This is a genomic window from Stutzerimonas frequens, assembly GCF_024448335.1.
Lineage (GTDB): Bacteria > Pseudomonadota > Gammaproteobacteria > Pseudomonadales > Pseudomonadaceae > Stutzerimonas > Stutzerimonas frequens.
Genome location: NZ_JAMOHM010000008.1, coordinates 122,137 through 146,522, shown reverse-complemented (window position 1 = coordinate 146,522; position 24,386 = coordinate 122,137). Strand labels below are relative to the sequence as shown.

At 64.4% G+C, this 24,386-nt stretch carries 19 protein-coding genes; 8 read left to right on the top strand and 11 right to left on the bottom strand.

Annotated features, from left to right (window positions below; genetic code table 11):
• Nucleotide 1: 1 nt before the first annotated feature.
• Both NAO55_RS13095 and ppnN read left to right on the top strand, forming a co-directional pair.
• A complete protein-coding gene (locus NAO55_RS13095) occupies nt 2-931 on the top strand; it encodes a phosphatidate cytidylyltransferase (protein WP_023444202.1) in 930 nt (309 codons plus the stop codon).
• A 255-nt stretch (nt 932-1,186) separates the two neighbouring features.
• Complete coding sequence (gene ppnN / locus NAO55_RS13090) at nt 1,187-2,560, top strand: nucleotide 5'-monophosphate nucleosidase PpnN (protein ID WP_102839213.1); 1,374 nt, start codon at nt 1,187-1,189, stop codon at nt 2,558-2,560.
• 76 nt (nt 2,561-2,636) lie between these two features.
• Here the strand turns inward: ppnN and NAO55_RS13085 are convergent, their stop codons facing one another.
• From NAO55_RS13085 to NAO55_RS13065, 5 genes are all read right to left on the bottom strand, one after another.
• Entirely contained in the window at nt 2,637-3,344 is a 708-nt protein-coding gene (locus NAO55_RS13085) for a TSCPD domain-containing protein (protein ID WP_063541785.1), read from the bottom strand.
• Between the two features lie 63 nt (nt 3,345-3,407).
• Nucleotides 3,408-5,558 carry an adenosylcobalamin-dependent ribonucleoside-diphosphate reductase gene (locus tag NAO55_RS13080; RefSeq protein WP_102839212.1) on the bottom strand — a complete coding sequence of 717 codons (2,151 nt, stop codon included), beginning with the start codon at nt 5,556-5,558 and terminating at the stop codon, nt 3,408-3,410.
• Nucleotides 5,559-5,739: 181 nt separating this feature from the next.
• The gene (gene rpmG, locus NAO55_RS13075; RefSeq protein ID WP_003284185.1) at nt 5,740-5,895 is read right to left on the bottom strand and encodes a 50S ribosomal protein L33; all 156 of its coding nucleotides are present in this window, start codon (nt 5,893-5,895) and stop codon (nt 5,740-5,742) included.
• An 11-nt stretch (nt 5,896-5,906) separates the two neighbouring features.
• Nucleotides 5,907-6,143: a 50S ribosomal protein L28 gene (gene rpmB / locus NAO55_RS13070; protein ID WP_102839211.1), complete on the bottom strand. Its 237-nt coding sequence runs from the start codon at nt 6,141-6,143 to the stop codon at nt 5,907-5,909.
• A 296-nt stretch (nt 6,144-6,439) separates the two neighbouring features.
• A complete protein-coding gene (locus NAO55_RS13065; RefSeq protein WP_102839210.1) occupies nt 6,440-8,062 on the bottom strand; it encodes an AMP-binding protein in 1,623 nt (540 codons plus the stop codon).
• A gap of 169 nt (nt 8,063-8,231) precedes the next feature.
• Here NAO55_RS13065 and NAO55_RS13060 point away from each other — a divergent pair, with 169 nt between their 5' ends.
• On the top strand, nt 8,232-9,017 hold the full coding sequence (locus NAO55_RS13060) for an IclR family transcriptional regulator (protein ID WP_014595394.1): 786 nt from the start codon (nt 8,232-8,234) through the stop codon (nt 9,015-9,017).
• Nucleotides 9,018-9,030: 13 nt separating this feature from the next.
• Here the strand turns inward: NAO55_RS13060 and NAO55_RS13055 are convergent, their stop codons facing one another.
• On the bottom strand, nt 9,031-9,609 hold the full coding sequence (locus NAO55_RS13055; protein ID WP_011911353.1) for a TetR/AcrR family transcriptional regulator: 579 nt from the start codon (nt 9,607-9,609) through the stop codon (nt 9,031-9,033).
• Nucleotides 9,610-9,707: 98 nt separating this feature from the next.
• On the opposite strand from NAO55_RS13055, the gene NAO55_RS13050 reads away from it, so the two are divergent.
• The 5 genes from NAO55_RS13050 to NAO55_RS13030 all read left to right on the top strand — a co-directional run bounded on the left by NAO55_RS13050 (nt 9,708) and on the right by NAO55_RS13030 (nt 16,254).
• Nucleotides 9,708-10,577: an alpha/beta hydrolase family protein gene (locus tag NAO55_RS13050; protein WP_102839209.1), complete on the top strand. Its 870-nt coding sequence runs from the start codon at nt 9,708-9,710 to the stop codon at nt 10,575-10,577.
• Between the two features lie 155 nt (nt 10,578-10,732).
• A complete protein-coding gene (locus NAO55_RS13045) occupies nt 10,733-12,079 on the top strand; it encodes a spinster family MFS transporter (RefSeq protein ID WP_102839208.1) in 1,347 nt (448 codons plus the stop codon).
• Nucleotides 12,080-12,422: 343 nt separating this feature from the next.
• Entirely contained in the window at nt 12,423-13,307 is an 885-nt protein-coding gene (locus NAO55_RS13040; protein ID WP_102839207.1) for an SH3 domain-containing protein, read from the top strand.
• 608 nt (nt 13,308-13,915) lie between these two features.
• Complete coding sequence (locus NAO55_RS13035; RefSeq protein ID WP_102839206.1) at nt 13,916-15,214, top strand: hypothetical protein; 1,299 nt, start codon at nt 13,916-13,918, stop codon at nt 15,212-15,214.
• Nucleotides 15,211-16,254, top strand: a complete 1,044-nt coding sequence (locus NAO55_RS13030; RefSeq protein WP_102839205.1) for a hypothetical protein — start codon at nt 15,211-15,213, stop codon at nt 16,252-16,254. The genes NAO55_RS13035 and NAO55_RS13030 overlap by 4 nt, the downstream gene beginning before the upstream one ends.
• A gap of 365 nt (nt 16,255-16,619) precedes the next feature.
• Here the strand turns inward: NAO55_RS13030 and NAO55_RS13025 are convergent, their stop codons facing one another.
• From NAO55_RS13025 to gabD, 5 genes are all read right to left on the bottom strand, one after another.
• Entirely contained in the window at nt 16,620-17,762 is a 1,143-nt protein-coding gene (locus tag NAO55_RS13025; RefSeq protein ID WP_102839204.1) for an acyl-CoA dehydrogenase family protein, read from the bottom strand.
• A 12-nt stretch (nt 17,763-17,774) separates the two neighbouring features.
• Entirely contained in the window at nt 17,775-18,971 is a 1,197-nt protein-coding gene (locus NAO55_RS13020) for an acyl-CoA dehydrogenase family protein (protein ID WP_102839203.1), read from the bottom strand.
• Nucleotides 18,972-19,014: 43 nt separating this feature from the next.
• A complete protein-coding gene (locus NAO55_RS13015) occupies nt 19,015-21,120 on the bottom strand; it encodes a 3-hydroxyacyl-CoA dehydrogenase NAD-binding domain-containing protein (RefSeq protein ID WP_102839202.1) in 2,106 nt (701 codons plus the stop codon).
• Nucleotides 21,121-21,342: 222 nt separating this feature from the next.
• Complete coding sequence (locus NAO55_RS13010; protein ID WP_102839201.1) at nt 21,343-22,551, bottom strand: HDOD domain-containing protein; 1,209 nt, start codon at nt 22,549-22,551, stop codon at nt 21,343-21,345.
• A 157-nt stretch (nt 22,552-22,708) separates the two neighbouring features.
• Nucleotides 22,709-24,157: an NADP-dependent succinate-semialdehyde dehydrogenase gene (gene gabD, locus NAO55_RS13005; protein WP_102839200.1), complete on the bottom strand. Its 1,449-nt coding sequence runs from the start codon at nt 24,155-24,157 to the stop codon at nt 22,709-22,711.
• Nucleotides 24,158-24,386 lie beyond the last annotated feature (229 nt).

Genomic DNA, 24,386 nt, shown 5'->3' with positions numbered 1-24,386 from the left:
CATGGATCGCAATACCCTGCTGCTGTTCGCCGGTATCGGCGCCCTGCTCGCCCTGGCCTCGCTGATCGGCTTTGTCCTCAAGCGCCGCAGCGGCGGCGAGAGCCCGGTGATCGACAACCTCAATGCGCGCATCAATGCCTGGTGGGTGATGGTCGCGCTGATCGGCATCGCCTTCTGGCTTGGCCACACGGCCGTGGTGATCCTCTTCTACCTAGTGTCGTTCTTCGCGTTGCGCGAATTCATGACGCTGACGCCGACACGCAGCAGCGACTATCCGGCGCTGGTCGCGGCGTTCTATCTGGTGCTGCCGCTGCAGTATCTGCTGGTGGCGGTTGGCTGGTACGGCCTGTTCGCCATCTTCATTCCGGTCTACGTGTTCCTGTTGCTGCCCATCCTGGCGTCGCTGGGTGGCGACACCACGCGCTTTCTCGAACGCGCCTCGAAGGTGCAATGGGGCCTGATGATTGCAGTCTTCTGCGTCTCCCACGTCCCTGCCCTGCTCACCCTGGAGATTGCCGGCTACGAGGGTCGCAACCTGCTGCTGATCGCCTGGCTGATCATCGTCGTGCAGCTCTCCGACGTGTTGCAGTACGTCTGCGGCAAGTTGGCCGGCAAGCGCAAGATTGCCCCGCGCCTGTCGCCGTCCAAAACCGTCGAAGGCTTCGTTGGCGGGATATTCCTAGCGACACTGATCGGCGCGGCGCTGTTCTGGATTACCCCGTTCGCCTGGTGGCAGGCGGCCCTGATGGCGCTGCTGCTGAACCTGCTGGGCTTCTTCGGCGGCCTGGTGATGTCGGCGATCAAGCGCGACCGTGGCGTCAAGGACTGGGGGCATATGATCGAGGGCCACGGCGGCATGCTCGACCGGCTGGATTCGGTCTGCTTCGCCGCGCCGATCTTCTTCCACCTGGTGCGCTACGGCTGGACCTGACCTACCACGAACGACGCGCAGCAGGGCGAACCGCCGCCCACCGGGACGGTCGAACCAGGACCACGGGCCAGCGGGCCGCGCTGCTGCTCGCACGGTGAACGCGGATCGACACCGCTGCCATGTCCTCGCGTTAAGATGTCGTCACATACGCTGTCGCCAGCACGCTGGGCCAACCCCTGCTGCCGGCGATCACGCAGCCGCCGTTTCGATGCATCAGCTCCTCGATGGCGTGGCCATCGCATTCAGGAACCATCAATGACCCAACCCCTCGTAATCAATGCCTCGGTGAGCCCCAAAGGCAGTCTGGAAACGCTTTCCCAGCGCGAAGTACAGCAACTGAGCGAAGTCGGCTCCGGCAGTACCCACAAGCTGTTCCGCCAGTGCGCGCTGGCCATCCTCAACACCGGCACGCGCATCGATAACGCCAAGACCATCCTCGAAGCGTACGAAGACTTCGAGGTGCGCATCCTGCAACAGGACCGTGGCGTACGCCTGGAGCTGTTCAACGCACCGGCCGATGCCTTCGTCGACGGCGAGATGATCGCCAGCACCCGCGAGATGTTGTTCAGCGCCCTGCGCGACATCGTCTATACCGAGAGCGAACTGAGCAACGCACGCATCGATCTGGACAGCTCGCAAGGCATCACCGACTACGTGTTCCACCTGCTGCGCAACGCCCGCACGCTGCGCCCAGGCGTCGAGCCGAGCATGGTGGTGTGCTGGGGCGGTCACTCGATCAGTACCGAGGAGTACAAGTACAGCAAGCGCGTCGGACACGAGCTGGGGCTGCGCAGCCTGGATGTCTGTACCGGCTGCGGCCCCGGCGTGATGAAGGGGCCGATGAAGGGCGCCACCATCGGCCACGCCAAGCAGCGCCGCGTTGGCAGCCGCTACCTGGGCCTGACCGAGCCGGGCATCATCGCCGCCGAGGCGCCAAACCCGATCGTCAACGAGCTGGTGATCCTGCCGGACATCGAGAAGCGCCTGGAGGCCTTCGTGCGGGTCGGCCACGGCATCATCATCTTCCCCGGCGGCGTCGGCACCGCCGAGGAATTCCTCTACCTGCTCGGTATTCTGCTGCATCCGGACAATCGCGACGTGCCCTTCCCGGTGATTCTCACCGGACCAAGCGATGCGGCGGACTACCTGCAACAGCTGCATGACTTCGTTGGCGCCACCCTCGGCGAGGAAGCGCAGAAGCGCTACCAGATCATCTTCAACGACCCCGCCGAAGTAGCGCGCCAGATGACCGAGGGGCTGCGCGAAGTACGACGCTTCCGCCGCGAGCGCAACGATGCGTTCCACTTCAACTGGCTGCTGAAGATCGAGGAAGGTTTCCAGCGACCGTTCGACCCGACCCACGAGGCGATGGCGAGCCTACCGCTGCGCCGCGACCTGCCGGCCCATGAGCTGGCCGCGAACCTGCGCCGGGCCTTCTCCGGGATCGTCGCCGGCAACGTCAAGGACAAGGGTATCCGCCGCATCGAGCAATACGGCCGTTACGAGATCCACGGCGACGCGTCGATCATGCAGCCGCTGGACAAGCTGTTGCAGGCCTTCGTCGAGCAGCACCGCATGAAGCTGCCGGGAGGCGTGCCGTACACGCCCTGCTATCGCGTGGTGACCTGAGCGCGCTTCGCCTGGCACCAACGAAAAAGGCCCGAGGCATCAGCCCGGGCCTTTTTTCATCCGACCGCGTGAGCGGTCAGCCACATTTGGAGTTGCCGCAGTTCAGGCAGGTGGCGCAGCCATCCATCTGCACCACGGCCTGGGTGTTGCACTTGTTGCACAGCTGCGCGCCGGCCGGAAAGCCTTCACCCGGCTCCACCGCCACCGCGCCCTGGCTGGCCTCGTAGGCGGCGCGCTTCTCGGCCAGGTACTTGAGCTGGGTTTCGTCCAGCGCATGGCCTTCGAGCATGCCGATGGCGATCAGATGGCGCTCCAGCACCGCACCGATCTCGGCGACGATCGACGGCATGTAGACGCCGCCCTTCTTCAGGTAGCCGCCGCGCGGATCGAACACTGCCTTGAGCTCCTCGACGAGGAAGGTGCAGTCACCGCCCTTGCGGAACACCGCGGACATGATCCGGGTGAGCGCGACGATCCACTGGAAGTGGTCCATGTTCTTCGAGTTGATGAAGATCTCGAACGGCCGGCGCTGCTCGTGCGGCGTGCCGGCGTTGAGCACGATGTCGTTCACGGTGACGTACAGCGCGTGCTCGAACAGCGGCGACTTGATCTTGTAGGTCATGCCGATCAGGGTTTCCGGGCGCTGCAGGCTCTCGTCCATCTCCACCACGTTGACGGCCTTGCTCGCCGTGCCGTCGCTAGCGCTGGCCGCGGTCGCGGGGCGCTCGAGGGTCTCGTCGACGACCTTGAAGCCCTTGATGCGCTGGGTGATCTTTACGGTCATTGTGCAATCTCTCCTGCCGGGCGGCGCTCGCGGCCCGGCGTCCAAACGGTTGGCGGGCCGGCTTCAGTACTTGCCGTAGTAGCCTTCTTTGAGGGCGTCGAACAGGTTGGCGGCGGTGTTCACCTCGCCGTCATATTCGACCTCCTGGTTGCCCTTGAGCTCGACCACGCTGCCGTCTTCGAGGGTGAAGCGGTACAGGGTCTTCTCCAGGTCGGCCTCCTTGACCAGCACGCCCTGGAAGGCCGCCGGGTTGAAGCGGAAGGTGGTGCAGCCCTTGAGGCCCTGGCGCCAGGCATAGCGGTAGATGTCCTTGAACGCCTCGAACGGGTAGTCGGTCGGCACGTTGGCGGTCTTGGAGATCGACGAATCGACCCAGCGTTGCGCGGCGGCCTGGATATCCACGTGCTGGGTCGGACTGACGTCATCGGCGGTGATGAAGTAGTCCGGCAGCTTTTCGCCCGGCTCGTCGGATCCCGGCTTGGCGCGCTCGTTGATCAGCGTGCGATAGGCCAGCAGCTCGTAGCTGAACACCTCGATCTTCTCCTTGGCCTTGCGGCCAGGTCGGATCAGGTTGCGCGAATAGTGATGGGCGAAGCTCGGCTCGATGCCGTTGGAGGCGTTGTTGGCCAGGCTCAGGCTGATGGTGCCGGTAGGCGCGATCGAGCTGTGGTGGGTGAAGCGCGCGCCCTGCTCAGCCAGCGCCTCGATCAGCTCGGGCGCGTACTCGGCGATCTTCTGCATGTAACGCGAATACTTGGCATGCAGCACGCGACCGGAAATCTGGTCGCCGACCTTGTAACCGTCCTTGGCCATTTCCGGACGCTTGCGCAGCATTTCGGCGGTAACTTCGAAGGTCTGGCTCAGCAACGGTGCCGCGCCCTTCTCCTTCGACAACTCCAGCGCCTGCTCCCAGCCGACCAGCGCCATCTCGCGGGCGACTTCCTCGGTAAACACGCAGGCTTCCGGGCTGCCATAGCGCAGCTTGAGCAACGTCAGGGTCGAGCCGAGACCGAGGAAGCCCATGCCGTGGCGGCGCTTGCTCTCGATCTCGTGGCGCTGCTGCTCCAGCGGCAGGCCGTTGATCTCGACGACGTTGTCCAGCATGCGGGTGAAGACGCGCACCACTTCGCGGTACTTGTCCCAGTCGAAGCGCGCTTCGACGCCGAACGGGTCGATGACGAAATGGGTCAGGTTGATCGAGCCCAGCAGGCAGGAGCCGTATGGCGGCAGCGGCTGCTCACCGCAGGGGTTGGTCGCGCGGATCGCCTCGCACCACCAGTTGTTGTTCAGCTGGTTGACCCGGTCGATGAGGATGAAGCCCGGCTCGGCGTAGTCGTAGGTGGAGACCATGATCATGTCCCACAGATGCCGCGCCTTGACCCGCCCGTAGATCTTGCAGGCCACCAGGCCATCGTCGCGCACGATGTAGCCGTCGTGCACCGGCCATTCGCGCCAGACCACCTGGGCATCGTCGGCCAGATCCAGCTCGGCGGCTTCCTTGGCATGCACCGGGAAGATCAGCGGCCACTCGCCGTCGGCCTCGACGGTCTGCATGAACTCGTCGGTGATCAGCAGGCTCAGGTTGAACTGACGCAGGCGGCCGTCCTCGCGCTTGGCACGGATGAACTCGCGCACGTCCGGATGGCCGACGTCGAAGGTGCCCATCTGCGCGCCGCGGCGGCCGCCGGCCGAACTCACGGTGAAGCACATCTTGTCGAAGATATCCATGAACGACAGCGGGCCGCTGGTGTGCGCGCCGGCGCCGGAAACGAACGAGCCGCGCGGGCGCAAGGTGCTGAACTCGTAGCCGATGCCGCAGCCGGCCTTGAGCGTCAGCCCGGCCTCGTGGACCTTGCCGAGAATGTCGTCCATCGAGTCGGTGATCGAGCCGGAAACGGTGCAGTTGATGGTCGAGGTGGCCGGCTTGTAATCCTGCGCGCCGGCATTGGAAATGATCCGCCCGGCCGGGATGGCGCCATTGCGCAGCGCCCAGAGGAAGCGCTCGTACCAGTGCTCGCGCTGCTTGGCCGGTTCGACATCGGCCAGGGCGCGAGCGACTCGCTGCCAGGTATCGTCGACGCTCTGGTCGATGGGCGTGCCGTCCTTACTGCTCAGGCGGTACTTCTGCGACCAGATGTCCTCGGAAGCCGCCTGCAGGGCGATGCTGGAAGTGCTCTTGCTGTCTGCCGCGATGGGCCCGTCCGTCTTCGCCATGCGCTGCGCATCCTCGTGCCGAAAGTGGGAGAAAGGGGAAACCCGTACGATAGCGAATTTCCTTGGGGAGCATATGACTCTTGTCAAATTACCCGGAGCGCTGACGAACGATGCGCGATGTCCGGCCCAGAAACGAAAAAACCCGCCGAATGGCGGGTTTTTCCTTCAAGGGGCCGATCAATTACTTGATCTTGGCTTCCTTGTAGATCACGTGCTTGCGAACGACCGGATCGAATTTCTTGATTTCGATCTTGTCGGGGGTGGTGCGCTTGTTCTTGTCGGTGGTGTAGAAGTGGCCGGTACCGGCGCTGGACACCAAACGGATCAGGTCACGCATGATTGCTCTCCTTAAACCTTTTCGCCGCGGGCGCGCAGCTCGGCCAGAACGACGTCGATGCCACGCTTGTCGATGATGCGCATGCCTTTGGCACTCAGGCGCAGACGCACGAAGCGGTTCTCAGACTCGACCCAGAAGCGATGATGCTGCAGGTTCGGCAGGAAACGACGACGGGTTTTGTTGTTTGCGTGGGAAATGTTGTTCCCGGTTACCGGACCCTTACCGGTAACTTGACAGACTCTCGACATGCCTCAGCCCTCTAAAACCACATGCCCAACCCGGCATGGGTTGGCCGCTTGAATTCACTTGTCAGTTCGGCGCTCAGCGCCACGATTCATGGGGGTCTTACCGGCCACGCTGCGAGCGAAGATACCGGGCCCCTAGAAAAGAGCGCTGCTTTATATCAGAAAGCCCCCTGAGCAACAAGCGCGGATTGTTTTTTCCACCCGGCTGCGCTGGGCTCGCCGAGCCCCGCCGGCAAGCCCGTGGGGCGCGCGCTGCAACAGCCCCGCTCGTCGCCTCGCTACATATATATAGGCAGCGATCAGCTCGCCGCTGCCCGCGCCTCGTCACGCAGCTGGCGGCGCAGCAGCTTGCCCACCGCCGTCTTCGGCAGCTCATCGCGGATCTCGATGGCGCTCGGCAGCTTGTAACCGGTCAGGAACTGGCGGCAGTGCGCGAGCAGGGTCTGATCATCGGTCGCCTCCCGCAGGCTGACGAAGACCTTCACCGCCTCGCCCTTGCGCGCATCCGGAATGCCCACCGCCACGCATTCACGTACCGACGGGTGCTGCATCAGCACATCCTCGATCTCGTTGGGGAATACGTTGAAACCGGACACCAGGATCATGTCCTTCTTGCGATCGACGATCTTCACGAAACCCTCGGCATCCAGCAGCGCGATGTCGCCGGTCTTGAGCCAGCCGTCCGCGGTGATTACCTTGGCCGTCTCCTCCGGCCGCTGCCAGTAGCCCTGCATCACCTGCGGGCCACGCAGCCAGAGCTCGCCCGGCGTCTCCGCCGGTACGTCGTTGCCGTCGTCGTCCACGGTGCGCAGCTCGGTGTCGATCAGCGCCTGGCCGATGTAGCCCTCGCGGTAGGGGCTCAGCTGAGTACCGGTCGCCACAACCGGCGAGGCCTCGGTCAGGCCGAAACCTTCGCGGATCGGCGCCCCGGTCAGTGCCTGCCAGCGACGCCCGACCTCACTGTTGAGCGGCGCACCGCCGGAGGTCGCCCACTTCAGATGGGAGAAATCGATGCTGCAAAACTCTGGGTGATTCATCAGCCCGACGAACAGCGTGTTGATGCCGCTGAGCAGACTGAACGGATAGCGCTGCATGGCACCGATGGTTTCGTCCAGGTTGCGTCCGTCCCGGATGAACACCGTGTGCAGGCCCATACCCACCGAACTCAGGCAGTTCGTGGCAAAGGCCATGATGTGATACAGCGGCAGCGGCGCGATGCGCACGTCCTTTTCCGGCTCCAGCAGGCCCGGCTTGTCGAACAGCTCGATGGTCTGCAGCACGTTGGCCAGCAGGTTGCGGTGACTGAGCATCGCGCCCTTGGACACACCGGTGGTGCCGCCGGTGTATTGCAGCAGCGCCAGCCGGTCGAGCCCGGCGACGCAGTCCAGCGCCGGGCTCTGTTCACCCAGCCGCAGCGCCTGCATGAAGCGCTCTGTTGCCGGCTCCTGGCTGTCATAGACCGGCGCCTGCAGATCCTCGACGCTGGTGAGGATGATCCGTTCCAGTGCGGTGTCGGCCTGTACCGCCCGCACCAGCGGCAACAGCCGGTCGAGCACGAGAATCGCCCTGGCACCGGAGTCGCGGAACTGGTGGCGCGCTTCGGCGGCGGTGTATTGCGGATTGGTGTTCACGATCACCAGCCCCGCCTTGAGCGCGCCGAAGGTGGCGATGGGGTACTGCAACGAGTTGGGCAACTGCAGCGCCAGGCGGTCACCGGGTTGCAGCCCCGCATGATGGCGCAGGTACCGGGCGAAGGCGTCGGCCTGCCGGGCCAGGTCGCCGTAGCTGAGGCGGTCATCGCCACAGGAGAATGCCGTGCGGTGCGGGTGCTTGGCGCAGGCCAGGGTCAAGAGGTCATGGACGTTCTGATAGCCGCCACGGGCCAGTTCGGCGGCCACGTAGCCTTGCACGGGAGCGGACATCGACATTCTCCAAAATGAATTATTGTTTTACTGTGCGAAACTGGATGTCGAATTCGATACTAGACGATCGATTTTCTCCTCGCAATGATCGCCATTGGCCGCACTGCTCGCGGTCGGGCGATCTGCTATCGTTCGCCACCGCTGCCCACTAGCCAGAAAGACCGAAACCATGAGCGACGACATCGAAGACACCGGCACTCCCAAGGATCGCAAGTTCGTCGAGGCCCTGGCCCGCGGGCTGGACGTGCTACGCGCCTTCACCCACGGCTCGGTGGTGATGGGCAACCAGGACATCGCACGCATCACCGGGCTGCCCAAGCCCACGGTGTCGCGCATGACCTATACCCTGACCAAGCTCGGCTACCTCAGCTACTCCCAGCAGCTGGAGAAATACCAGCTCGACTCCGGCGTGCTGGCGCTCGGCTACGCCTATGTGTCCAATCTGCGGGTGCGCCAACTGGCCAAACCCTACATGGACGACTTCGCCCGCCGTACCAACACCACGGTGGGTCTAACCTGCCGCGACCGGCTGTCGATGATCTACGTGGAGAACTGCCGCCCGGCCGAGGTCACCACCCTGCGCATGGACGCCGGCGTGCGTCTGCCGCTGGCCACCACCGCAGCCGGCCGCGCCTTTCTCGCCGCCACCCCGGAAAAGGAGCGTGAGCACCTGATGGCGGCGCTGGCGGCCAAATATGGAGAGGGCTGGGTGGCGATCCGCGACTCCCTGCAGGCCTCGTTCGAGGAGTTCGCCCGGCACGGCTTCTGCCTGTCACTGGGTGACTGGGACCGCAACGTGATGGCCGCCGGCGTGCCGCTGCACCTGGCCGATGGCAGCATCATGGCGCTGACCTGCGGAGCCCCGTCATTCCAGCTCAGCGAGGAGACCCTCAAGGGCTCGCTGGCGCATCAGCTGGAGATGCTGGCCCGCGATATCGAGAGCCTGGGCGTCTAGCCTGCCCGCCTGATTAGGCCCTGACGCTGACCCAGGCGATATCCGCCAGCAGCTCGCGGCAGTCGGCCAGCGAGGTGCGCGAACGTCCGGCCAGCCAGTTGCGCGCCATGTCGTGGCAGGGGCCGATCACCACTGCCAGGAAGCAGTCGCCCGGCATGCGTCTGAATGCCCCGCTTTCGCGATGTCGGCGCAGGATCGCTCCGACCCGCTCGCCATGCACGCGGTTGACCTCGCGTAGCTGCTCGCCCATCTCCCCCGCCTCGACCCGCCCGCGGTTGTGCAGGACGAAACGCGCCCAGTCCGGATTCGCCACCACCCAGTCGATATAGCTGGTGACGAACAGCCGGACGCAGGCCTCGGCATCCAGCGTCTCGATCAGCCCGGCCTCGAGCAGCGCGGCGTACTCGCCAATGCCCTCCAGATACAGCGCGGCGATGATCCGCTCGCGATTGCCGAAGTGGTGATAGAGGCTGCCGATGCTGGCGCCGGAGCGATCACGAATCATCTCGATGGTCGTCGCCTCGACACCGAATTCAGTGAAACAAGCGAGCGCGGCCTGAAGGATTTCCTGCTTGCGGCTACTGCGGGCCATCCGGCCTCCCGTCTAACTAGAATATTTTTCTAGAATTATCTTCTACTGCTCGTATACTGCACCGACGTGGCAATCGCAACAGTGCGGAGAACAACAAGATGGCGACGATACAGGTTGAAGAACGCTCCATCGACAACGGCAACGGCCATGCCTTGTCCAGCTACTGGTATCAGCCGAGCAGCACGCCATGCGGCATCGTGTTGATCGCGCCGGCGATGGGCGTGCCGCAGCGCTTCTATACCGACTTCGCCAGCTGGCTGGCCGGGCAGGGCTACCTGGCGGTGACCTTCGATTATCTGGGCATGGGCCGCTCGCGGCGGGGGCCGCTTCGCCAGTTGAACGTGGACATCCTCGACTGGGCGCGCCACGACTGCAGCGCAGTGCTTGCCAGGGCCGCCGAGGCCGCCGGAGAGCTGCCGCTGTACTGGATCGGCCACAGTGTCGGCGCGCAGATTCTGCCGCTGGTCAAAGGCCACGAGCGCCTGACCCGCATCGTCACCATCGCCGCCGGCAGCGGCTACTGGCGCGAAAACAGCCCGCAGATCCGCAACAAGGCCTGGCTGCTCTGGCATGGCCTGGCGCCCGTGCTGACCGCGGTGGCCGGCTACTTCCCAGGCGGTCGCATCGGGGCAGTCGGCGACCTGCCCGCCGGGGTGATTCGCCAGTGGCGGCGCTGGTGTCTGCATCCAGACTACCTGGTCGGTGTCGAGGGCGAGCCCATGCGCCAGGCCTTCGCCGCCGTGCGCACGCCCCTGACTTCGCTGTCCTTCAGCGACGACGAAATGATGTCGGCGCGCAACACCGAATCCCTGCATGGCTTCTACAGCTCGGCACCGAAAACCATGCAGCGCATCGCGCCCGCGGAAATTGGCGCCACGCGGATCGGCCACTTCGGCTTCTTCCGTCGCGGATTCGCCGACAGCCTCTGGACGCCACGCTTGTTGCCAGAGCTGATGCCGGGCCAATAACAAACGATGGCGTGACCCCTAACTATCGGTTTCGCAGAGCGGAACACTGCTAGCATATTTCGAAACATATGCGAGGGTTATTCCGCTTGCCGGATCGGCGATCTCCGACAAAAGTGAGGATGGGCTGCAGCCCCTCTCGCTAATCGGAGCTTGCCATGCACAACAACAATAACGGCTACCCCTCGAGCACCCGCGCCTGGATGACGGTCGCGATCCTGATGCTCGCCTACGTGCTGTCCTTCGTCGACCGGCAGATTCTCAACCTGCTGGTCGAACCGATCCGCCGCGATCTGGACATCACCGACACCCACATGAGCCTGCTCATGGGCTTCTCCTTCGCGGTGTTCTACACCATCTGCGGCGTGCCCATCGGACGCCTGGCCGATCGCAAGAGCCGCCGCGGCATCATTGCCATCGGCGTGCTGGTGTGGAGCCTGATGACCGCGCTCTGCGGCACGGCGCGCACCTTCTGGCAGTTTCTCGTGTTCCGCATTGGCGTCGGTGTCGGCGAGGCGGCGCTGTCGCCCTCGGCCTATTCGCTGATCGCCGACAGCTTTCCGCCAAAGCTGCGCGGCACCGCGATGAGCGTCTATTCGATGGGCATCTACATCGGCTCAGGCCTGGCCTTTCTGCTCGGCGGACTGGTGGTCAAGTTCGCCTCGGCACAGGGCGATGTGGAGCTGCCGGTGCTCGGCATGGTCCGCCCCTGGCAACTGATCTTCCTCGTACTCGGTGCAGCCGGCGTGCTGTTCACCGCCGTGCTCTTGCTGATCCGCGAGCCATCGCGCAAAGGCGTCGGCGCCGGTGTCGAGGTGCCGCTGAGCGAAGTGGCCGGCTATATCCGCCAGAACCGCCGCACCGTGCTGTGTCACAACTTCGGCTTCGCCTGCCTGGCTTTCGCCGCCTACGGCAGTTCGGCGTGGATTCCGACGTTTTTCATCCGCACCTACGGCTGGTCGGCCAGCGACGTCGGCGTGCTCTACGGCTCGGTGGTGGCAGTGGCCGGCTCGATCGGCATCATCGCCGGCGGGCGGCTGTCGGACCTGCTGCACCGCCGCGGTTATCGCGACGCACCGCTGCGCGTGGGCATCATCTCCGCCGCGCTGACCCTGCCGCTCAATCTCGCCTACCTGGCCGGCACCGGCGAACTGGCGCTGGCGCTGATCGCCCTGCACGTCTTCACCATCGCCATGCCCTTCGGCGTCGGGCCGGCGGCGATTCAGGAAATCATGCCCAACTCCATGCGCGGCCAGGCGTCGGCGGTGTACCTGTTCGTCATCACCATGGTCGGCCTCGGCATCGGCCCGACCGCGGTGGCGCTGGGCACCGACTTCGTCTTCGGCGACGACAACGCCCTGCGCTACTCGCTGCTGATCGTCACCGGCGTTGCGCTGGTCGGCGCGATAGTCCTGCTCGGCATGGGGCTCAAGCACTACCGTGGCAGCCTGGATCGCTTGCAGGAATGGAAGCCGCAGGCTACAGCTACGCCAGCGCCGGCGTGACAAATCGACGCATGGCGGCCAGTACTTTCATTGAGTGCACTGGTCGCCGTGCGGACAGGTCGTTACTGCCCAATAAGCCTTGTGCGGCGTCAACTTCAGCGCGCCGGATTGTCAGCAAATTGAGCTGAAAGGCGACCACCACGACACTCCCAAAGCCCTGCAGCTTCAGCCGCTCGGACTCGGAATGCCGCCCTAGAGGCCTTTTTGAGTTTGTGATGCAGGCCGTATTTGTGTGTAATTGCCGGCCATTTCAAGGATTGAAACGGCAGCCCCGCCGGCACTGCAACGGCCGTCGCGTCAGTCCTGAATGCTACCTGCCAGCCATTCAGATAAGGACTACCTCATGGGCTTCGCAAAAAAAACCAGCGTGCTGCTTCTCAGCAGCGCCATGGTGTTCAGCGCCGGTTGCGCCAACATGGCCGAAAACGAGTGGGCGAACAAAGAGAACATCGGCACCTTGGTCGGCACCGCTGCAGGCATTCTCATCGGCAGTCAGGTCGGGAACGGTAGCGGTCGCACCGCAGCGATGATCGCAGGCGCACTGGCCGGCGGTTACCTGGGCAAGACCATCGGTGCCAAGCTCGATGCGCGGGACCGCGAAGCGCTGGCCCTGCAGACTCAACAGGCGCTGCAGCATGCTCAGGACGGGCAAGCCACTCAGTGGTCATCGAGCCATAGCGATGCCAAAGCCACCATTACCCCGGTCAAGACCGAAACCGTGCAACGCGAAGTTGCGGTCAAGCGCACGCCCAAGGTGCAGCCGGTAGCGAACATGACACTGATCAACCAGCCCTACCAGGCGGTTAAATCGGCCAACGTACGCAATGCGCCCGACCTCAAAGCCGAAAAGGTTGCAGGATTGCCAGCCGGTACAACCTTTACTGCGATCGGTCGCACCGACAATGACTGGATCATGGTGGGCCGCCGCGGCGTAACCATCGGCTACGTCTACGCGCCGCTGGTGACACAGGTCAAAAAGCCCGCCCAGTCGACCCAGACCGCTGCAGCCGCAACGGCTACCGATCTCGACAGCCTTGATGTCGCCAGCGCAGCCTCCAAGGGAATCGACCTGGACGCCATCGACCTGGATGCTGTTCCGGTCGAGCAGACCATGACGGCACAGGCCACCTGCCGGACGATCAAGTACGACGTGACAGCCCAGGGCAGCAATGAGCAGCAGACTGCAAAAGCCTGTCAGGCGGCCGACGGTGCCTGGGAGCTGATCTGATGAACGTACGCCACATTTCCCTACTGGCCCTAAGCCTGGCCGTGGCGGCTTCGGCCCAGGCAGCCAGCCACCGACTGGCCTATTCGAAGGCGGAAAACGTCGAGGTCTTTGTCGACCATGCCGATGGCCAGCCTTGGTGCAGCGACAACCTACAGCTGCGTTTCGCTTTTGCCGGCCCAGCAAACCAGGACTCCATCAACCGGTTGCTGCCAAAACTCGGCGGCCTGTTCGCTAGCCAGTGCTCGAGCGCTACGCAGCTGAGCTGGACCAGCGTAGACAGCGCTGGCAAGACGCAAGCCCGCGGCCACTCCAGCCAAGCCGCAGGCTGGCTGGCACAAGCGGCGAGTACTGCCCCCGCAGCCACGCAACCAGCCGCCGAGCAAGCCCCTGCGCCAACCGTCGCCCAAGCGCTTGCTGAAGCCCCCGCTGCCGCTTCACCTGCTGCGCGCGAGACCGCTCCGGCCACCGCAGAGCCGGAACCGGCCAAACCGACGCAAGCAGAAGCCGAAGCACCACAACCCCCAGCTACATCCCCAGCGCCGACAGCACCTGTGGCCGACGCCCAACCCGCTGAGCCGGCAGAAAAGCCAGCCCCAATAGAGCAGGCTGTGGCCCCCGCCCCGGTTATCACCAAAGAGTTCAGCGTCAACGGCTGGCAACCTCCGCTGGCCCGGGACGTTTTTGCCAAGGCCGACTTCATCACCGAGATCGCGGATCAGAGCGGCTGCCGCTTCCGCCTGGGGTTCAAGCCGGAGGACGACATAGCGAATATCTCCGCGACATCCAGCGGCGTGACATGCGGCCCGGACGGCTACGCGCAGGGCAACGGCTCGCTGACGCTCAACCGCCGCGATGGCGTGCGTCTGCATCAGTTCAAAGGCAGCTTCCTCGATGGCCTGGAAATCTACGGCGACGCGCCGCAGCTTCCGGTAGTGGGCATCGACCAACGCAAGAACCTGTTGCTGCTGTTGCATAGCGAACCTGCCAGCAAGGTGCATTATCTGCTGCGCATGGGCCATAGCTATGGCGGCCACTGGAATGGCGGCAGTGTCACGCTGATCGCTCTAACCGAAAACCGTGAGCTGTTCCGCGATCTGGATAGCATTCGCCGAACAATCGACCTCGCCACCGCACACCTCGACAAGAGCGCGCCGAAGATCAGGGCGATCCAGTTCTACGGCATGCGGGATCTGGAAAAAGGGCTTTACGAAGGCGACCGCGATTTCTGGCTCTACGACATTTCGCTTTCGCGTCATTACCGTACCAAGAAGTGGGAGTACGACCCGGCCCGCGCCGATAACCACCTGTTTGCATACGAGCGCAAGGAAGCTGAACTGCAGCGCCGCGCCGAGCTGGAGCGCGAGCGAGAAGCCCAGCGTCAGCGCGAGCTGCTTGCACGCCAGGCTGAGCAACAGCTGCAGCTGTATCGTCAGCTGCGCCGTGAAACTCGCAAACCCGAAGAGCTCTACGGACGCATCCTCAGCGATGCCAGCTACCGGCCGTTCAGTGGGGGTAGCTATGCCGCGATGATGCAAGGCCGCGCACAGAGCTACAGCCAGATCGTCCATATCGATGGCAAGACCGATGGTGGCTGGAAGATCGACTATCCGTATGCCGCCGTACTGGATACCAAAGATAGCGCGCAAGACGCCGACGAGGGCTGGTTCCTGGTCAAGGGCGAGGCGCGCCTGGATGCGTCGCGCAAGGATGAGCAAAGCCTGCCGTTGACGCTGATCAGCGCCACCACGCTGCAAGCCTGCAGCGAAAAGGGCTGCGCCGATCTGCGCGACCCGCTGAAACTCGCACGACATGAAATCGGTGACCCGGACTGGACGCCGGAAGAGGCCAAATCACGGATACAACAAGCCTGGCCCGAACGTGCCGAGCTTCAAGGAGATGACGAATGAGCAAGCGCCTACCCCTGATCGCCGGCGCTGCTGTTGCCGTGTTGGTGGCCGGCTACTTCGGCTTGAGCGCCTACAGCAGCAGCCAGGCAGAGAAATTGATCGAAGACTGGGTTTACGATCACGAGCTTGAGGATACCCTGCGTTGGAAGTCGGTTTCATCCAGCCCATTCGGCGGCCGCGTGACGATCTCCGAACTGCAAGTGGAGGCCGGAGGACGCGAGCCAAGCCTGCAGGTGGCTGAGGTCATCATCAGCGACCGTTCCATCAACGACGAGCGGACCCGCTTGCGGCTGCGCTTCAATGGCGTCGAGGCCGACAACCGTGCCCTTGGCGGCCTAAGCAGTCTCGGCGCGATGGCCGGCGGCGGGTTCGGCCGAGGCATGGCTAGCGCTCGCGGCTTCGAACCCGCACTGATCAGCGGCCTGGCCGAGCTCAAGCCCTACGACGTCGAGATCTACGTGGATATCGATGACGATGCCGGCACCCTGGAGACAGAGCTGGCAGTCGACCTGCCAGAACTGTTCGATTCGCGTGTCAGTTACCGCCTGAACAACCTACGGGATTTGAATCGCAAGCTGCAGCGCCTGAGCGAAAGCCTCGGTGGCGACGAGCGGGGGCAGCGGGCATTCATGAACGAGCTGGGCGAGTTGGCATCGAGCGTCGAGCGCGCCGAATTGCAAAGCGCCTCGTTCAGCGTCAAGGATCGCGGCATGGCCGAGCGCAGCATTGCGCTGTATCAGCGTTACAACACCCCCCTGAACCCCAGCGAAGGCAGCGCCGACAAACAACGCCAAGCGCATTACGAGAAGGTCGTTGAACGGACCGAGAAGGACTGCAACCGTGAATTCAAGGACCTGCCAAAGGGCATGAAAGACGGCTGCGAACTGCTCAGGAAGGCTCTGCTCGGCAAGGTCAGCGGCATGGAGTTGAAGGTCGAACCGAAAGAGCGCGTGCGCCTGTCAGATCTGGGCGACCTGCAGGATGGCCGCCGCAGCAAGCGCCTGCTGGACCGCCTGAACCCGCAACTCGACAGCATCTGATCGCCAGCTGATCGCGTCGCTAAAAAGGCCGGGCATTGCCCGGCCTTTTTCATATCTGGAACGAATGAGCCGCAGCCGGTGCGATCACCGCCTGGTAAAAGCGGCGTATGCCTTCGGCTGTTTGCATCGCAATCGCTCTTTTTATCCGCAGGGTGGATCGCGCCCCGAACCACCGCAACGCGCCACCGATTTATTTCGCATGGATGTTGAAGACGACGTCCGCCCTGTCGGGCTAGGGGCACCGACCCGGCCACGCGGATGTGAAGCCCACGCTCCACCCTCTGCACTCTCGAACCACACACAACCATCGGGCCATAAAAAACCCGCTCCTGAGAGCGGGTTTTTTCATGCTGCAGGCGGGGCGATCAGGCCACCTGCATCAGCTTCGCATAGGCCTTCAGGTGGTGGTCGTCGTCACCGAACTGGTGGGCGATCATCACCAGGCGCTTGGCGTGGTGGGCGAGGTTGTATTCCCAGGTCATGCCGATCCCGCCGTGCAGCTGGATGGCTTCCTCGGCCACCTTGCGCGCGGCGCGGGCGCAGATGTACTTGGCGGCAGCGATGATGCGGCTGCGCTCGTCGTTGTCTTCGCCATCGGCAAAGGTCGCGGCGAGGATTGCCATGCTGGTGGCCTGCTCCAGCTCGGTCTGCATGTCGACCATGCGGTGCTGCAGGACCTGGAACTTGCCGATCGGCACGCCAAACTGCTTGCGCGTCTTCAGATAGTCGAGGGTCAGCTTGCAGGCCTCATCCATGCTGCCCAGCGCATCGGCGCACTGCGCGGCGATCGCACGGCCCTGCTGGTAGCGCATCGCGGGCAAGGCATTACCCAGCTCACCAAGCAGCGCCTCGGCACCCACCTGCACGTTGTCGAGGAACAAGTCGCAGCCCTTACGCCCATCGATGGTCGGGTAGACGCGACGGCTGACGCCCTGGGCGCTCGGATCGATAAGGAACAGGCTGACGCCCGTTTCATTGCGACTGTCGCCGGAAGTGCGCGCCGACACGATGATCTGCCCGGCGCTGTGCCCGCCGATGACCACGGCCTTGCGTCCGGAGAGCCGATAGCCGCCGTCGACCGCTTCGGCGCGGGTGTGTACATCGTTCAGGTTGTAGTGGCTCTGCGGCTCGTCGAAGGCCACCGCCAGCTGCAGCGAACCGGCGGCGAGCTGCGGCAGCAGGTCCTGCTTCTGCGCGTCGGAACCGAGCTGGTTGATCAGGCCACCCGCGAGGATCACCGATTGCAGATACGGCTCCAGCGTCAGGCCGCGACCCAGTTCGGTCATGACCAGCATGGTTTCCACGCCGCTACCACCAAAGCCGCCGATGTCCTCGGAGAACGGCACAGCGGTCAGGCCCAGTTCGCCCAGCTGCGACCAGAATTCCGCGGAAAAGCCCAGCTCGGACTCGCTGAACTTCTCGCGCTGTTCGAACGGATAGGCGTCGCGCACCAGGCGCGCCGCGGTGTCTTGCAGCATCTGCTGCTCTTCGGTCAGTTTGAAGTCCATGGCGTTGTCCCCTTACAGCTCGAGAATCATCTTCGAGACGATGTTCTTCTGGATTTCGTTGGAGCCGCCGAAGATCGACAGCTTGCGCATGTTGAAGTAATCGCCGGCCAACGATGCGCTGTAGTCGGCGTGCAAGAGCTCGCCTTCGTAGTCCAGCTGCAGCTCCTCTTCGAGGAAGGGCAACGCGTAGGGGCCGATGACCTTGCGCAAGAGGTGAGTGATCGCCTGGCGAATCTCGGTGCCCTTGATCTTGAGGATCGACGACTCGGCGCCGGGCACGCCGCCCTCCTTCGCCGCCGCGAGGATGCGCAGGGTGCTCATCTCGATGGCCATCAGCTGCATCTCGACCTCGGCGACCTGAGCGCGGAACAGCGGATCTTCGAGCATCGACTTGCCGTCGCAGACTTCCTTCATGGCAATGCGCTTGAGATGCGCCAGCACCGCCTTGGACGAGCCGATGCCGGCCAGGCCCGTGCGCTCGTGGGTCAGCAGGTACTTGGCGCAGGTCCAACCCTGGTTTTCCTCGCCGACTAGGTTTTCCACCGGCACGCGGACATTGTCGAAGAAGACCTCGTTGACCTCGTGGTCGCCGTCCAGGGTGATGATCGGCCGCACACTGATGCCCGGGCTCTTCATGTCGATCAGGAGGAAGCTGATGCCGCGCTGCTGCTGGGCCTCGGGGTCGGTGCGCACCAGGCAGAAGATCATGTTGGCGTGCTGACCGAGGGTGGTCCAGGTCTTCTGGCCGTTGACCACGTAGTGGTCGCCATCACGCACGGCGCGGGTTTTGAGGCTGGCCAGGTCGGAACCGGCACCGGGCTCGGAATAGCCCTGGCACCACCAGTCCTCACCGGAGAGGATGCGCGGCAGGTAATGGTCGATCTGCTGCTGGGTGCCGAACTTGATGATCACCGGGGCGACCATGTTGACGCCGAAGGGCACGGTACGCGGCGCCCCGAAGGCGGAGCACTCCTCGTCGAAGATGTGCTTTTCCACCGGGCCCCAGGTGGTGCCGCCCAGCTCCACCGGCCAGCCCGGCGCATACCAGCCGCGCTTGACCAGGATCTGCTGCCAGCGCTGGTGATCTTCCTTGGACATTTGCTTGCCGAGCTTGACCTTGGCGGCGATGTCCGCCGGCAGCTCGCTTTTCAGAAAGGCGCGTACTTCGTCGCGGAACGCGAGCTCTTCGGCCGTGTAGTTGACGTTCATGGGAAGGTCCTCATGCTGCGTTCGGTTTGCAGGCGGGCGGCGCTCATTGTCCCGCCTGCCATTCGGTAAAGGTGCGGCCTTCGGCGGCCAGTTTTTCCAGCAGCGGCGCCGGCTTCCACCAGTCGCCGCAACGCGCGTGCAGTTCTTTTACTCGCGCCAGCACCTTGTCCAGGCCGACGCTGTCGGCGTAGTACATCGGCCCGCCGCGGAAGGCCGGGAAGCCGTAGCCGTTGAGGTAGATGACGTCGATGTCGCTGGAGCGCTGGGCAATGCCTTCCTCGAGAATCTTCGCGCCCTCGTTGACCAGCGCGAAGATGCAGCGCTCGACGATGTACTGCTCGTCCAGCGCCTTTCGCTCGATGCCTTTTTCCCGCGACGCGGCTTCCAGCATGGGTGCGAGGTCGGGATTCTCCTGCGGGGTGCGGTTGCCGGGTTCGTAGCGGTAGTAGCCGGCGCCGGTCTTCTGCCCGAGCATGCCGGCGGCGCAAAGCTTGTCCGAAACGGTGGGGAAATCCAGGTGAGGCGGCAGGGTCGCGCGTTGACGCTTGCGGATCGCCTGGCCGATGTCGAGGCCGGACAGGTCGCGCATGGCGAACGGCCCCATGGCCATGCCGAAGTTGCGCAGCGCCCCGTCGACCTGCTGTGGCGTGGCGCCCTCCTCCAGAAGGAACTCCGCCTCGCGGCCGTACTGGAAGACCATGCGGTTGCCGACGAAGCCGTCGCAGACGCCGACCACCACCGAGACCTTCTTCAGCTGCTTGCCGATCGCCATGGCAGTGGCGAGCACTTCATCGCTGGTCCGCTCGCCACGCACCACTTCCAGCAGGCGCATGACATTGGCCGGGCTGAAGAAGTGCAGACCGACCACATCCTCAGGGCGCCTGGTGAAGGCGGCGATGGCGTCCAAATCGAGTGACGAGGTGTTGGAGGCGAGGATCGCACCGGGCTTGCACACCGCATCCAGTTGCTCGAAGACCTGCTGCTTGACGCCCATCTCCTCGAACACGGCCTCGACCACCACGTCGGCATCGGCCAGCGCGCCGTAGTCGGTGACGCCGGTGATCAGCGCGAGGCGCTGCTCCATCGCATCCTCGGTCAGGCTGCCGCGCTTGACGCTCGCCGCGTAGGTGTCACGGGCGCGCTGCAGGCCGCGTTGCAGTGCCTCGTCGTTGATTTCAAGCAGCTTCACCGGCACCCCGGCATTGGCGAAGCTCAAGGCGATGCCGACACCCATGGTGCCGCCGCCGATCACCGCAGCCGTGTCGATCGAGCGAGGTTCCACGTCTGCCGGCAGATCGTTGATCTTGCCGGCCTGGCGTTCGGCGAAGAACGAATGGACCAGCGCACCACGCTGTGGCGAGTTCAGGCACTCGGCAAACAGCTCACGCTCGCGCTTGAGGCCTTCGGCCAACGGCAACTTCGTCGCCGCCTCGACCGCCGCGATGCAACGCAACGGCGAGAACAGCCCCGGCATGCGCTTGGCCACTTCAGCGTGCTTGGCGCGAATCAGCGCCTCGTTGTCGGCGCCCTCAAGGCCTCTGGTCTGCTCGCCAGTGCGTCGCGGTGCGCGGCCTTCATCGACCATACGACGGGCGTAGGCCAGGCCAGCGTTCACCAGATCACCCTCGAACAGCTCGTCGACGATGCTGTGCTCGACCGCCTCGGCAGCACTGATCGGCGTGCCGCTGACGATCATCTCCAAAGCCTTCTCGACGCCGGCCAGACGCGGTAGCCGCTGGGTGCCGCCGGCGCCCGGCAACAAACCCAGCTTCACTTCCGGCAGGCCGACCTTGGCGTCCTTGCGCGCGATGCGGTAATGACAACCCAGCGCCACTTCCAGCCCGCCGCCGAGCGCGGTGCCATGAATGACTGCGACGCTCGGCTTGTTGCAGCCTTCGATGACTTCAATTACGTCTGGCAGGCTCGGCGCCTGTGGTGGCTTACCGAATTCCTTGATGTCAGCGCCGGCGATAAAGGTGTTGCCCTCGCACACCAGCGCCACGGCGCGCACCTGCTGGTCCGCTTCGGCACGCTGAAAGGCCTTCAGCAGCCCCTCGCGCACCGACTGGCCGAGAGCGTTGACCGGTGGATTGTTGACCGTGATCAGCGCGATATCGCCCTGAACTTCGAGCCGTACGACATCTGTCATGACTGGCCTCCGCTGTGTGAAATGCTGATTGGAATTGTAATTTCACGGAATCATGTTTCGCACTGCAGAATAAATGACTCATTTCCGCGTGTCGATAGCACCACACGGCCAGCGCATTCGAGCGAAAAGAAGGCGCAGAGCCGCGCCAGACAAGGGATAGTGCGCGACCCAGGGGCGATCGGTCGCGGCTATCAATACAGGGAATGTCGGATCAGAAGCAGGCTAGCCCGCGACGGCATGGCGAGGCGCGCGCGCCAGCAGATCAGGATCGATGCGCAGCAGGCGCACCGTCCGCTCGCCGGCCAGACTGGCCGGCTCGGCATCGGCGGGCAGTTCGATCAGCAGCCGCGTCAGGTTGAGCACCAGCGCTTCGCGGCGCAGTACACCGGAACCCAGCGCGTAGTAGGCGCTGATCACCTGGCGCAGCTCCAGTGGCAGCGCCCACTGTGCCCGCAGCGCCGAGCCGAAGCCGGCCGCGCGCTCGCGCAGGCAGCGTTGCAGATCCGCTTCATCCAGCGCGCCGCCACTGTCGAGCCACTCCTGCAGGCTGCGCAGCAACGCCAGCTCGCCGATGTTCTGCAAAAGCCCGGCGCTGAAACAGAGCTCGACATCCAGCTTCAGCTGGCGCGCCAACCAGCTCGCCAGCCGTGCCGTGCGCAGCGCCTGGTTACCGAGCTGACCGGCAAGCTCGGCAAGGCGAGGCTCGGGCAACCGCGCGTTGTGTTGCAGGGCCAGCTCGGTAACCAATTGCAGACTGCGCGCCGCACCGAGCTGGCGTCTCGCCTGCGCCAGCCCAAGGCAGGGCGCCGCCGGCTGCGCCGCGCCATTGCTGGCGACGCTGATCAGCCGGGCCGTGACCTGCGGATCGCGGGCCAGTAGCTCCTCGAGTTCGGCGAAATCCTGGTCACCGCCTTGCAGGCGCTGCAGGGCGACCAGCACCGCCTCCTGCAGCGGCGCGCCGCGGTTATGCGGACGCATGCGCTCGAGAAAGCTCTCCACAGTGTCTGCCGGAGCAGGCGTCGTTACCCCGGCACGTCCGGCCGAGCGCGGCAGCAACCTGTCCAGCCGCTGGCGCAGGTCGTCGAGATCGTAGGGTTTGCCCAGGTACGCGGCGGGCGCCAAAGGCAGCACGGTGCGGACGCTGGCGGTATCGGTACGCGCGCTGATCAGCACGCAGGGCAGGCGCTGGGTCGGGCCGTGACGACGCAGTTCACGCAACAGCTGGCGACCATCGAGACCTTCCAGCTCACCATCGATGATCAACAGGCTGGGCACCTGACGCTTGCACAGCTCCAGCGCGGCATGCCCGTCCGCCGCGGGTTGCACACGCATACCGGGGCGCAGTTCGCGCACCAGCTGACAAAGCTGGTCCGCGCGCCAGGGCTCGTTGTAGGCAACCAGAACGAAGGAAACTTGGGCAGAGAGGCTCACTGCACGGCTCGCTGGGGATGTCACCACAGCCTAGCGACGGGGTAGGTCGATGGCGAGAGATCCTCGAGACGAGAATCGCGCCAATGGGGGCGCGATTCTGCACGGACCTACAGCAAACAGCCAGCCTCGGCCCCTGAGGCCAGCTGTCGCAGGTGGCTCAGATGCCCATGCAGAGATACTTGATCTCCAGGTAATCCTCGATGCCGTACTTCGAGCCCTCGCGGCCGAGACCGGAGGACTTCACGCCGCCGAACGGCGCCACTTCGGTAGAGATCAGCCCGGTATTGATGCCGACCATGCCGTACTCCAGCGCCTCGGCGACGCGGAACACCCGGCCCAGATCGCGCGCGTAGAAGTAGGAGGCCAGGCCGAACTCGGTGTCGTTGGCCTTGGCGATCGCATCGGCCTCGTCCTTGAAGCGGAACAGCGGCGCCAGCGGGCCGAAGGTCTCTTCCTTGGCCACCTTGGCGCTGTCCGGCACGTCGACCAGCACGGTCGGCTCGAAATAGCTGCCGCCAAGCGCATGGGCCTGGCCGCCCGCCACCAGTCGCGCGCCCTGGGCGACGGCATCCTCGATATGCTCGCGGACCTTGCTGGCAGCACGATCATCGATCAGCGGGCCGATGTCGGTGCCCTCTTCCAGGCCATTGCCGACCCGCAGCTTGGCCACCGCCGCCTGGAATTTCTCGGCAAAGGCGTCATACACGCCGTCCTGCACATAGATGCGGTTGACGCATACACAGGTCTGCCCGGCGTTGCGGTACTTGGACTGCATGGCGCCCTTCACCGCCTCGTCCAGGTCGGCATCATCGAAGACGATAAATGGCGCGTTGCCGCCCAGCTCCAGAGACACCTTCTTGATCCCCGGCGCGCACTGCTCCATCAGCTTGGCGCCCACTTCGGTGGAGCCGGTGAAGGAGATCTTGCGGACCTTGGGGTTGGCGGTCAGCTCGTTGCCGATGTCGCCGGCCGAGCCGGTGACCACGCTGAGCACGCCCTTGGGAATTCCGGCGCGCTCGGCCAGCTCGACCATCGCCAGCGCCGAGAACGGCGTCTGCGATGCCGGCTTGATCACCATGGTGCAGCCAGCCGCCAGCGCCGGGCCGGCCTTGCGGGTGATCATCGCCGCCGGGAAATTCCACGGGGTGATCGCCGCGGTCACGCCGATCGGCTGCTTGATGACGAGGATGCGCTTGTCCTTCTGGTGACCGGGGATGGTGTCGCCGTAGATGCGCTTGGCTTCCTCGGCGAACCACTCGATGAAGGACGCCGCATAGGCGATCTCGCCCTTGGCTTCGGCCAACGGCTTGCCCTGCTCCAGCGTCATCAGCCGACCCAAGTCGTCCTGATTCTCCATCAGCAGCTCGAACCAGCGACGCAGCTTCTGCGAGCGCTCCTTGGCGGTCAGATCACGCCAGGCCGGCAGCGCCCGCTCGGCGGCATCGATGGCGCGGCGGGTTTCGGCGGCGCCCATCTTCGGCACCGTACCGAGAATCTCGCCGGTGGCCGGGTTGTTCACGCTGATGGTCTGGCCACTGTCGGCATCCAGCCAGGCGCCATCGATATAGGCCTGCTGGCGGAACAGCGCGGTGTCTTTGAGTTGCATGGCAGTCTCCTCGGGCATCGTAGCGGCAGGCCCGCTGCGGAAAGTTTGGCGAACGCGACGATCATCTGAACCGTCCTTCGCCGCCCGGTTCCTGCCGCCGCATTGCACTGCGAACGACCATGCTAGGACCGCAGCCGGCCGGCCGGCAAGCTCATGGCGCTTGGCATTGTCGTGCCATTGACCAGCCTGATGCCTGCGCGGCCTGTCACGCCTTGTTACCCAAACCCGG